At 60.7% G+C, this 12360-nt stretch carries 8 protein-coding genes; 5 read left to right on the top strand and 3 right to left on the bottom strand.

Translation table 11 applies throughout. From position 1 onward, the window contains the following. Position 1: 1 nt before the first annotated feature. Positions 2-1606 carry an urea ABC transporter permease subunit UrtB gene (urtB, locus tag FIV08_RS14655; protein ID WP_152438869.1) on the bottom strand — a complete coding sequence of 535 codons (1605 nt, stop codon included), beginning with the start codon at positions 1604-1606 and terminating at the stop codon, positions 2-4. Between the two features lie 73 nt (positions 1607-1679). Beyond that, entirely contained in the window at positions 1680-2978 is a 1299-nt protein-coding gene (urtA, locus tag FIV08_RS14660; protein ID WP_152438870.1) for an urea ABC transporter substrate-binding protein, read from the bottom strand. Positions 2979-3319: 341 nt separating this feature from the next. Here urtA and atzF point away from each other — a divergent pair, with 341 nt between their 5' ends. The 5 genes from atzF to FIV08_RS14685 all read left to right on the top strand — a co-directional run bounded on the left by atzF (position 3320) and on the right by FIV08_RS14685 (position 11670). After that, complete coding sequence (gene atzF, locus FIV08_RS14665; protein WP_152438871.1) at positions 3320-5149, top strand: allophanate hydrolase; 1830 nt, start codon at positions 3320-3322, stop codon at positions 5147-5149. Positions 5150-5175: 26 nt separating this feature from the next. Continuing rightward, entirely contained in the window at positions 5176-8808 is a 3633-nt protein-coding gene (gene uca / locus FIV08_RS14670) for an urea carboxylase (RefSeq protein ID WP_152438872.1), read from the top strand. Between the two features lie 425 nt (positions 8809-9233). Then, positions 9234-9929 (top strand): GntR family transcriptional regulator, encoded by a 696-nt coding sequence (locus tag FIV08_RS14675; protein WP_228715428.1) that lies wholly within the window; start codon positions 9234-9236, stop codon positions 9927-9929. A 414-nt stretch (positions 9930-10343) separates the two neighbouring features. Further along, positions 10344-10616 carry a ComEA family DNA-binding protein gene (locus tag FIV08_RS14680; RefSeq protein WP_061332622.1) on the top strand — a complete coding sequence of 91 codons (273 nt, stop codon included), beginning with the start codon at positions 10344-10346 and terminating at the stop codon, positions 10614-10616. A 109-nt stretch (positions 10617-10725) separates the two neighbouring features. Beyond that, positions 10726-11670 (top strand): DMT family transporter, encoded by a 945-nt coding sequence (locus FIV08_RS14685; protein WP_152438874.1) that lies wholly within the window; start codon positions 10726-10728, stop codon positions 11668-11670. A gap of 24 nt (positions 11671-11694) precedes the next feature. On the opposite strand, the gene gloA is transcribed toward FIV08_RS14685, so the two are convergent. After that, entirely contained in the window at positions 11695-12237 is a 543-nt protein-coding gene (gene gloA, locus FIV08_RS14690; RefSeq protein ID WP_152438875.1) for a lactoylglutathione lyase, read from the bottom strand. Between the last annotated feature and the right edge of the window lie 123 nt (positions 12238-12360).

Consider the following 12360-nt stretch of genomic DNA (forward strand, 5'->3'; position numbering starts at 1 on the left):
CTCAGCCCTCCGCCGCACGGCCTTTCTGGGGAAAGAGTCCCCGCGGCCGTTTTTGAATGAACAGGATGATCAGTACCAGCACCATTATCTTGGCCAGTACCGCGCCAGCCCAGGGTTCCAGAATCTGGTTGATGGTGCCCAGGGTCAGCCCGGCTACCAGGGTGCCCCACAGGTTACCCACGCCGCCGAACACCACCACCATGAAGGAATCGATGATGTAGTTCTGGCCCAGGTTGGGCCCCACGTTGGTGATCTGGGACAACGCCACACCCGCCAGCCCGGCCACGCCGGAGCCCAGGGCGAAGGTCATGATGTCCACCTTGGTGGCCTTGATGCCCATGGAGCGGGCCATGGCGCGGTTTTGGGTAACGGCGCGCACTTCCAGGCCCAGGCGGGTTCTGCGCATGATCAGCATCAGCCCGGCGAACACCACCAGGGCAAAGCCGATCACGTACAGGCGGTTGAGGGTGAGGGACAATGCCTCGTTGATCATGATGGAGCCGCTCATCCATTCCGGGGTAACCACGGTGCGGTTGAGCGGGGAAATCACAGTGCGCACCAGTTGCTGCAGAATCAGGCTGATGCCAAAGGTGGCAAGCAGGGTTTCCAGCGGGCGGCCTTTGAGGTGTTGGATCACGCTGCGCTCGATGATGATGCCCGCCAGCGCGGCCACCATGAACCCGGCGGGGATGGACAGAATCAGCGCCAGGCCCGGTTGGCCGGGAAACAGTTGCTGCATGCCCCAGGTGGTGTAGGCACCCAGCATGATCAGTTCACCATGGGCCATGTTGATTACGCCCATCACCCCGAAGGTGATGGCCAGGCCGATGGCGGCCAGTACCAGTACGGAACCAAGGGAGAGGCCGAAGTACAGGGTTTCGGCGGCGCGGTTCATTTTCAGCTTCTGTTCAATGCTGGCCAGGGCTTTTTCGGCGGCCGCGGCGATGGCCGGGTCGTCACTGCTGGCCGCGTTATTCAAAGCAGCCCGCACGCGGGAGTTCAGGCTGCCAGAGAGTTGTTCGATGGCGTTGATGTCGCCTTGTTCCAGTTGGTGGATGGCCAGGGCGTTGGCCAACAAATCGCGCACCCGATCGTTTTCTTCCACCTCAAGCCGTTCTTCAATCAACGGCGCGGTTACCGCATCCACCCGGCCCAGCAAATGGCGGGCGGCGGCGCGGCGGGTGCGGTGGTCGGCTACCGTCAGGTCTACCACCGAGAGAATGCCTTCCACCTGGCTGCGCAGGGCGTTGTTCACCCGAATGCTGTCCAGCTCCCGGCGAGACATCTCACCCATGCTGTCACCGGTCACGGCGCTGGCCACTTGCCAGTTGCGCCCGGTGTTGCTGGTAACCAGCACCACATCACCGGAGGATTTCACCGTGGCCAGGCGGCCGCCGGCAAAGGCTTCCAGCCAGCTGCGGGCCCGTTCGTCGCCGCTTTCTGCAATCTGTTTCAGTACTTTGCTTTTCTCGGCGTTGTTGGCTTCTGCGAGCCGTTGCAACAGCGTTTGGGCGGTGTCGTCCTGCACCTGGGCAGTGGCCACCGCCGGCCCCAGGGCCAGGCACCAGGCCAAAGCGAGCCCGGCGAGCAGTCGGAAGATGCTCATGGTTCATTCCTGTTGGCGTTGAAATGAGAGTGGAAAAGCCGGGCAGGCAGGCTCACCTGCCCGGTTGGTTCGCTTAGTTGGAAGCCACTTCCGCAGAGCCACCGCACTTGCCGGTTACGACGTTGAAGTTGCCGCAACGCAGCGGGGCGCGCCAGTCACTGATCAGGTCTTTGGAACCCGGCAGGAAGTCAGACCAGGCATCGCCAGCTACGGTAGACGGCGTTTCCCAGACCACGGAGAACTGGCCGTTGTCCTGGATCTCGCCAATCAGTACCGGCTTGGTGATGTGGTGGTTGGGCATCATGGTGGCAATGCCGCCGGTGAGGTTGGGCACGGCTACGCCGATGATCGCGTCTTTGATGGCGTCGACATCGGTGGTGCCGGCTTTCTTCACCGCCTCGATGTACATGTTGAAGCCAATGTAGTGGGCTTCCATCGGGTCGTTGGTGACGGCTTTTTCGTCGCCTTTGAACTCAACCCAGGCGTCGATGAAGTCGTAGTTGGCGTCGTTATCCACGCTCATGAAGTAGTTCCAGGCGGCCAGGTGGCCCACCAGCGGCGCGGTGTCGATGCCGGAAAGCTCCTGCTCACCCACGGAGAAGGCCACCACCGGAATGTCGCCGGCGGAAACACCCTGGTTACCCAGTTCCCGGTAGAAAGGCACGTTGGCATCACCGTTGATGGTGGAAACCACGGCGGTTTTCTTGCCGGCGCTGCCAAAGCTCTTGATGTCGGAAACGATGGACTGCCAGTCGGAATGCCCAAACGGGGTGTAGTTGATCATGATGTCCGCATCGGCCACGCCCTGGTCTTTCAGGTAGGTCTCCAGGATGCGGTTGGTGGTGCGCGGGTAAACGTAATCAGTGCCCGCCAGAACCCAGCGTTCAACGCCTAGTTCGTTCTTCAGGTAATCCACCGCCGGAATGGCCTGCTGGTTGGGCGCAGCGCCGGTGTAGAAGACATTTTCAGAAGATTCCTCACCCTCGTACTGCACCGGGTAGAACAGCAGGCCGTTCAGTTCTTCCACCACCGGCAGCACGGATTTACGGGAAACCGAGGTCCAGTTGCCGAAAATCACGTCTACTTTTTCTTTTTCCAGCAGTTCCCGTGCCCGCTCAGCGAACAGCGGCCAGTTGGAGGCGGGGTCTACCACTACCGGCTCCAGTTTGCGGCCCAGTACACCGCCTTCGGCGTTCTGCTTTTCGATCAGCATCAGCATGGTGTCTTTCAGTGCGGTTTCACTGATGGCCATGGTGCCGGAGAGGGAATGCAGAATGCCCACTTTGATGGGGTCTTCCGCCGCCATGGCGTGGAAGGAGACAGACAGTGCCAGTGCAGACAGGCCCATTTTCACGTGTTTTTTGATGCTCATGTTGTGCGTCCTTTTCGTTGGGTTATAAGTCGTCAAACGCAACGGGGTGATTGCATCTGCCGTTCCAACTCCTACAAAAAGCATTACACAACAACAAGTTATCTAGTATACAAGCTATCAACTCGCCACTAATGCCCGTCATTTACCCGGTTTAAGGCCTGATTTTGGTGCCTTCTGGTGTGATTCTGCGCCGTACTGGTGCGCACCGGTTTTACCCAGCTTCCACACAAAAACCATTAACCAACTGTTTTTATTGAAATAGTGACGTTTATCCGATGTCTGGCACGCAGCTTGCCATTGCTCATGTATACAAGTTTGACCACACATGAGGACGACATCCCATGCCAACCACCCTTGGATGGACGATCACAGACTGGCAACAGGCCTATAGAGAAGGGGCAGAACCGGAAGCCCTGATCAGCAAACTGCTGGATTACCTGAAAGGTGACGACTGCGCCTGGATCTCCCGGTTGGGCGCAGAAGGCTTCCACCAGGCCATGGCGGAACTGGCTGACAAGCTGGAGGGCGTCGACGGTGACCTGGAACAGTTACCGCTTTACGGCATTCCCTTCGCAGTGAAAGACAACATTGATGCCGCCGGCTTTGAGACCACCGCCGCCTGCCCCGCCTTTGCCTACGCCCCCGAACACGACGCCACCGTGGTGCGCAAACTGAAAGCCGCCGGTGCGGTGGTGATTGGCAAAACCAACCTCGACCAATTCGCCACCGGGCTGGTGGGCACCCGGTCCCCTTACGGTGCCGTGCCCAACAGTTTTAACCCGAAGGTGATCAGTGGCGGCTCCAGCTCCGGCTCTGCCTCGGTGGTGGCCCGGGGCCTGGTGCCCTTTGCCCTGGGCACCGACACCGCCGGTTCCGGCCGGGTGCCGGCGGGGCTGAATAACCTGGTGGGGCTGAAACCCACCAAGGGCCTGTTCAGCATTAATGGTGTTGTACCGGCCTGCCGGTCGCTGGATTGTGTATCGGTATTCGGCCTGACCATTGCCGATGCCGCACGGGTGGCTGAGGTGATGGCGGGCTTTGATAAAGCCGATGCCTTTTCCCGGAAAGCGCCCAGCGCCCTGCCTTTGGATGCGCCCGCCATTCGCCGCCCTGGCCCGGTGCAGCGCCTGGCCATTCCCGAGCAACCGGAGTTCTTTGGTGACCAGCAGGCGGAAGCGGCCTGGCATACCACGTTGAGCCAATGGCGCCAGTTGGATACCGCCGGTGTGGAACTGGTGCCCCTGGATTTCAGCCCGCTGCTGGAACTGGCCGCCCTGCTCTATGAAGGCCCGTGGGTGGCCGAGCGCCATGCGGCGGTGCAAGGGTTTATGGCAGACCATGCCAGCGATATGAACGAGACCGTGCGTTCAATCATCAGCAAGGCCGGGAACTTCACCGCCACCGATACCTTTAACGCCCAGTACCGCAAGGAAGAACTGCTGCGGCAGATCGATACGCTGCTGGCTGAGGTGGACGGCCTGCTGGTGCCCACTGCCCCCATCGCGCCCACCATTGAAGCCGTGAATGCTGACCCGGTCGCACTGAACAGCCAGCTGGGCACCTACACCAATTTTGTGAACCTGGCGGATTTGTGCGCCCTGGCGGTGCCCGCCGGGTTCCGGGACGACGGCCTGCCCTTCGGCGTTACGCTGATTTCCGGTGCCTGGAAAGACCGGGAGCTGCAAACCCTCGCCAGCCAGTGGCTGAACGCCCACCCAACACCCCTGGGCGCTTCAGATAAGGCCCGGCCGGAGGAAGTGGTTACTTACCAACCAGCCGTTCCCACCATTCAGGTGGCGGTAGTGGGCGCCCATTTATCCGGCATGCCCCTGAATACCCAGCTCACCGAACGCAAAGCCCGTTTGCTGGAGCAAACCACCACTACCCCCAACTACCGCCTGTACGCCCTGCCCAACACCACCCCGCCCAAACCGGGCCTGCAGCGGGTGGCTGAGCACGGCAAGCCGATTGTGCTGGAAGTCTGGGAAATGGCCGCCTCGGAGTTCGGCTCCTTCGTAGACCTGATCCCCGCCCCCCTCGGCATCGGCAACGTCGAGCTGGCCGATGGCCGCTGGGTGAACGGCTTTATCTGCGAAGGCTACGGCTTCACCGGCGCCCGCGACGTCACCGACTTCGGCGGCTGGCGCGCTTTCATTAAATCCAGGGCCTGATCCACCTACTCCGGAGACCAAACAACATGTTCAAGAAAGTCCTGATCGCCAACCGAGGCGAAATCGCCGTTCGCACCATCCGCACCCTGAAAGCCATGGGCATCGGCAGCGTTGCCGTTCACTCCCATGAAGACCGCCACAGCCTGCACGTCACCACCGCCGATGAAGCCGTGGCGCTGGTGGGCAAAGGTGCCAGCGAAACCTACCTGGACAAGGCCCAGATTCTGGCGGCGGCCAAACAAACCGGCGCGGAAGCCATCATTCCCGGTTACGGCTTTTTGTCCGAGAACGCCGACTTCGCCGAAACCTGCGAGGCCGAAGGCATTGTGTTCATCGGCCCCACCCCGGAACAGATGCGCGAATTCGGCCTGAAACACCGGGCCCGGGAACTGGCGGAAGCCGCTGGCGTGCCCCTGGCCCCGGGCAGCGGCCTGCTGGAAACCCTGGACGAAGCCCTGCAAACCGCCGAGCGCCTGGGCTACCCGGTAATGCTGAAAAGCACCGCGGGCGGTGGCGGCATCGGCCTGACCCGCTGCAACAGCGACAGCGAACTGCGGGATGCCTTCGAAACCGTGCGCCGCCAGGGCCAGAGCTTCTTTAACGACAGCGGCGTGTTCCTGGAGCGCTTCATTGCCCGAGCCCGCCATGTGGAAGTGCAGATGTTCGGCGATGGCCAGGGCAATGTGGTGGCCCTGGGCGAACGGGACTGCTCCCTGCAGCGGCGCAACCAGAAGGTGGTGGAGGAAACCCCGGCGCCGAACCTGCCGGCCGCCACGCGCCAGGCCATGCTGGATGCCGCCGTCTCCCTCGGGCAGTCGGTGAATTACCGCTCTGCCGGTACCGTGGAATACATTTACGACGCCGACCGGGACGAATTCTATTTCCTGGAAGTAAACACCCGCTTACAGGTAGAGCACCCGGTGACCGAGTCTGTCACCGGCCTGGACCTGATCGAGTGGATGCTGAAGATCGCCGCCGGCGAAAGCCCGGACCTGGCCAGCTTCGAACCCACGTTGAACGGCGCGTCCATGGAAGTGCGCATCTACGCCGAAGACCCCCTCAAGGATTTCCAACCCTCACCCGGTGAACTGACGGATGTGTACTGGCCGGAAGACGGCGTGCGGGTAGATACCTGGGTGGAGAATGGCAGTGAAGTCTCCGCCCACTACGACCCGATGATCGCCAAGCTGATTGTGCACGGCACCAACCGGGCCGACGCCCTGGCCAAACTGCGCCAGGCGCTTGCGGAAACCCGGTTGATGGGCATCGCCACCAACCTGGATTACCTGCGCCAGGTGGTGGCCCAGCAAAGTTTTGAGGATGGCATTGTCTCCACCCGCGCGTTGGAGAGCTTTGAGTTCAAGCCGTCAGTGGCCGAGGTGCTGAAACCCGGCACCTACACCACCGTGCAGGATTACCCTGGCCGTGTGGGTTACTGGAACATCGGCGTACCGCCCAGTGGCCCGATGGACGACTACGCCTTCCGCATTGCCAACCGGATTGTCGGCAACCACAACGACGCCGCCGGCCTGGAGTCCACACTGATCGGCCCCAGCCTGAAGTTCCACAAGGATTCCGTAGTAGCGCTGACCGGTGCCCTTACAGACGCGACCCTGGACGGCAAAACGGTGGAATTCTGGAAACCCATTACCGTCAAAGCCGGCCAGGTACTGGCCGTGGGCAAGGCCATCAAAGGTTGCCGTACCTATCTGGCGGTACGCGGCGGTTTTGATGTGCCGGTGTACCTGGGCAGCCGCTCTACCTTCGCCCTGGGCCAGTTTGGCGGCCACGGCGGCCGGCCCCTGCGCCCCGGCGACATGCTCGGCATCAGCCAGCTGGAGCTGCCCGCCTGCACCACCCCGGGGCCAACCCACGACCCCGCCCCGGCAGACCCGGACCTGATTCCGGATTACCCCAACCACTGGGAAATCGGCGTGCTCTATGGCCCCCACGGCGCCCCGGATTTCTTCTCGGAAAAATCCATTGAGAAGTTCTTCGAGCAGGATTGGGAAGTACACTACAACTCCAACCGCCTGGGCATTCGCCTGAACGGCCCGAAACCGGAATTCACCCGTGAAGACGGCGGCGAGGCGGGCCTGCACCCGTCCAACATCCACGACACCGAATACGCCATCGGCTCCATCAACTTTACCGGCGACATGCCTGTTATCCTCACCAAGGATGGCCCCAGCCTGGGCGGCTTTGTGTGCCCCGTGACCATCGCCAAAGCTGAGTTGTGGAAAGTCGGCCAGGTAAAACCCGGCGACACCATCCGGTTTGTAGCGATTGATAACGACACGGCGGTGCAACTGGCCGAACGCCAGGAACTGGCCATCAAGAGCCTGATGGCCCCGCCGGCGGTCACCCTGGTGGCGCCTGACCTGGCACCATTGAATGGTTTGTCTGCCACCATCCTGGCGCACCTGGACGAAACCGACGGCCGCCCGGAAGTGACCTACCGCCAGGCCGGAGACCAGTACATCCTGCTGGAATACGGCGCCAACGTGCTGGACTTGGGTGCACGCATGCGCATCCACGCCCTGATGGAGGCGATCGCCGATGTACAACCCAACGGCCTGCTGGAACTGTCCCCCGGCGTGCGCTCCCTGCAGCTGAGGTACGACGCCCGCCTGCTGTCCCAGGAAGCGCTGATGACCTACCTGCTGGACCTGGAAGCCACCCTGCCGCCCACAGACGAACTGAAAGTGCGCAGCCGGGTTATCCACCTGCCCATGGCCTTCGAAGACAGCGCCACCCTGGAAGCCGTGGAGAAATACCGCCAGTCCGTCCGCGACACCGCGCCCTGGCTACCCAACAACGTCGACTTCATGCAACGCATCAACGGCCTGCCCAGCCGGGACGACGTCAAAGACGTGCTCTTCTCCGCCCGCTACCTGGTACTGGGCCTGGGCGACGTCTACCTCGGCGCCCCCTGCGCCGTGCCCCTGGACCCACGCCACCGGTTGCTCACCTCCAAGTACAACCCGGCCCGAACCTACACCGCCGAAGGCACCGTAGGCATCGGCGGCATCTACATGTGCATCTACGGCATGGACTCCCCCGGCGGCTACCAGCTGGTGGGGCGTACCCTGCCGATCTGGAACAAATACCTGAAAAACAAACAATTCGCCGAAGGCGCACCCTGGCTGCTACGGTTCTTCGACCAGGTGTGCTACTACCCGGTCACCGAAGACGAACTGACTGAAATGCGAGACCAGTTCCGCGCCGGCAAGCTGGAGATCAAAATCGAAGAGGAAACCTTCGATCTGAAATCCCACCAGGCCTTCCTGGACGCCAACGAAAATTCCATTGCCGAGTTCCGCAAACTGCAGCAGGCGGCCTACGCTAAAGAGGTGGCTTTGTGGAAGGAAAGCGAAGCCGAAGAACTCGACCGCCTGGCCAAGGCCCCGCCAAAACCGGATACCTCAGACCTGGAGCGATTTGGTGAGCTGGTGAGCGCGGAGATTGCCGGGAATATCTGGAAGTGCCTGGTGAAGCCGGGGGATACGGTAGCGGAGGGTGATCCGTTGGTGATCGTAGAGGCTATGAAGATGGAGTTCGAGGTGAGTGCGACGTTGTCTGGCACCATCAGTGCTATGCATGTGGAGCCTGGTAAGTCGGTTACTCCCGGTGAGCCTCTGCTTAGCATCGAAGTTTGATTACGGTTGCTGGTTTCGGGTTTGGGAGATCGGCGCTTTTGGTGCTGGCCTGCTATTTGGGTGGCGGCGCCGCTGTGCGGGACACCCTCCACAGACACGCCGTGAACCCATCCATGGGGGCTTGAGCGCAGCATCCCTGCTGCGCACAGTCTGTGGAGGGGTTCCCGCACATCGGCTTGGCTGGCTCCTGTGATTGCGGCTATCACCTCTCGCAGGCTTAGGGAGTCGGGTTTGGGGATTGGGGAGGCCTTTCAAAAGTGTGTGCGACAGGGATGTCGCACTCAAGCCTACATGGACGTATTCACGGCGTCTTTTGAAAGGCCTCCCCAATCCCCAAAACCCAGCGCCAAACTCCAAAACAAGAGGCCCCCCCCAAAAGAGGGCAAACTCCGAAAATGAAAACGACCACCAAAAGAAAGGCCTCCATGGCAGACAGGGTTTACGAAGCCCTGAAGGACGATATTTTTGAGTTCCGCCTGATTCCCGGGGACAAGTTCAGCGAGGGCGACGTGGGTGCCCGCCTGAACGCTAGCCGGACACCGGTGCGCGAGGCCCTGTACCGGTTGCAGCGGGAAGGCTACGTCGACGTCCTGTTTCGCAGTGGCTGGCAGGTTAAGCCCTTTGACTTTCAGCAGGTGGAAGAACTCTACGACTTGCGGATTACCCTCGAACGGGCCGCCATGCACAAAATCTGCGCCCTGCCCGAGGAACCTCAAACCCTGCGCACCCTGATTGCCATCTGGAACCCGGACCACCCCTCCGAACGGGCCGTGGGCAGCACCGTGCGGGCGCTGGACGAGAGCTTTCATTGCGACCTGGTAGCCGCCGCCGGCAATCGGGAGATGACCCGCATTCACCGGGAGATTACCGACCGCCTGCGGATTATCCGGCGGCTGGATTTCACGCGGGATGACCGGGTGGATGCCACCTACATAGAACATTCACAGATTCTGGACGCGCTGCGCACCGGCCATGCCACCGATGCCGCCGACCGGCTCACCCGGCATATCCGCTCCAGCCAGAAAGCGGTGCGGGAAATCACCATGGAGAAGATAAAAGAGGCCGCCGAAGCTCATCGTGGCGGGCAAGAAATTGCCCAGAAAAGCCCCGTGAAACAATGAACTTAGGTTCACCGGCAATCTCACAGCGCTGTAGGAAATATCGCACACACCAACAGGCAGATGTCCGATTCTTAATGATCCGGCCAGGCGTAGAATGAGCATTGTCAGGGATGACAAGCCAGCACGGACGTTGGCTCAGGGATGGAAACTCCACGGAACCGGAGTTGCCCGATGGAACAGGGCTTACAGGGACGAACGCAAGGACGAAGTGCTCAGGATGATGCGCGCCTGATGGATCAGGCAGGGGTCAGCCACGGAATTTGGGGACTACACGGACTGTGGTCCCGTTCCGTGCACTTACACAGCCTACCGTTTTACCGTTTCTCTCATCGCTCCAACCCATTACCCACACCCCACACTGCGGTTTGTTACTCCTGACGTCTCATAACAACGTCTTTAAAAAGGAGTTCTCCGATGAAACACACAGGCATTCTGGCTACCCTCGTTCTGCTGTTCTCCCTGGCCACAGGCTTCGCCCACGCTGAACAGCCAGCCACCATCAATATCAATCAGGCGGACGTTGCCACGCTGGCCACCCTGAATGGCATTGGCGAGAGCAAGGCCGAGGCCATTGTGGCTTACCGCAGTGAAAATGGCCCCTTCCAGTCTGTGGAAGACCTGGCCAATGTGAAAGGCATCGGCGCACGGACCGTTGAGCGCAATGCTGATCGGCTGTCTGCCGAGTAAGCGTTAAAGCCTTCCGGGCAGCCCTGGCTGCCCGTTCTTTCCCCTATAGCGCCAACTGCCAGCCACTGTTACCCTTTTTGGCTTTACATTCATTGCGTTGGCCACTTTCATGATTCATGGCGCTTTACTCATCGCGTTTGCGGCCCTGCTGTGGGGCACCACTGGCATAGTTGCCAAATTCCTGTTTACCGGCACCGAGTTGACCGGCATTACGCTTGCGCTATTGCGCCTGGTGGTTGCGTTGCCGTTTTTCTACCTGCTGATGCGGCGGGAACAGCAACAGCTGGAATTACAGCATCCCGGCCAGAAGGTCGCCGGTAGCTCATTGCGCGGGCTCAGCGCCAAGGCCCTATTGCCATTAGCGGCAATGGGGTTGTTCCAGGCGTTTTATCAGGGCAGTTATCTGGTGGCAGTGGATTTGACCGGAGCCGGTATTGCTACGCTCATCTCACTGTGCCTGCCGCCGGTTCTGGTGGCCATTCTGGCGGCACCCATGTTAGGCGAGAAGCCCGGCCCGCTGACACTGGCGGCGGCGTTTGCGGCCATCCTCGGCACTGGCATGCTGGTGGCCAGTGATATGGACACGGCCGGTACCTTGCGGCTTGCGGGTATTCTGATGGCGTTGCTTGCCGCCGCCGTATACACCGGCTTTACCCTCACCAGCCGCTACAATTCCGCCGGCACCCCGGTGTTCACCACCGCCTTTATCTGTTTTCTGACCGCTGCCCTCCTGCTAGTGCCGATAGTGGCGCTTACCGGTGGCTTTGCCGGGCTGGCCAGCCTGGGGCTGTCGCACTGGTTGATGGTGCTGTACATCGGCGTGGTGCCAACCTGTATTGGCTACCTGTGTTTCTTCGCGGGTATGAAGACCACTCCGGCCACGCTTTCCAGCATTATTGTCACGCTGGAACCGTTGTTTGTGGCACTTCTGGCCTGGTTGATTCTGGGGGAGGTGCTGGGGCCCATCGGCATCACCGGGGCGCTGATACTGACCATTGCGGTTATTGTGGCTTCCCGCTATGGCAATGCTCCCGGCAACAGTCGTTCAGACTGACGCCGGGGCTGTGTCAGGTCAGCCTTACTTGCGCTGTTTCTCCAGCATGTTGGGCTGCAGGATTTCAATCCAGTAGCCATCCGGGTCTTTGATAAAGGCCAGGCCTTTCATCTTGCCGTCGTCCGGCTTCTTCACAAACTCCACGCCCAGTTTCTCAAAGCGCTCGCAGGCAGCGTACACATCTGGCACGGCCACACCAATGTGACCAAAGCCCTGGGGCTGGGCGTTGCCGTTGTGGTAGGCAAAATCCGCGTCGTCTTCCGTACCCCAGTTGTGGGTCAGTTCCAGCATCGCTTCCCGGCCAAAGGTGAAGGTGGTGCGGTGCGCGTCGTCGTTGGGCACGAACTGGGCCTGTTTGTCGTCCAGGTAGCCCAGGAAATACAGGGTGAACTTCATTTCCGGGAAGTCCAGCTTGCGCACCAGGCGCATGCCCATCACGCGGGTGTAGAAGTCCATGGAGCGCTCGGGCTCTTTGATACGCATCATGGTCTGGTTGAAAACGTAACCTTCGGTCTCGGGAATCGGGGCGTCGTAAAGCCCTGGCGCCTGTTCGAAATGCTTGGGCATGTCGAGTGTCCTTATCGGATTGAGGGTTCAGCCTGTATACCTGTGTGCCCTCGCCCCGGATTTCAAGGGCACAAAAAAAGACCCCGTGAACCAGAGACGCATTCACGGGGCTTCAAGGCCGGG

The sequence above is a fragment of the Marinobacter sp. THAF197a genome, assembly GCF_009363275.1.
GTDB lineage: Bacteria > Pseudomonadota > Gammaproteobacteria > Pseudomonadales > Oleiphilaceae > Marinobacter.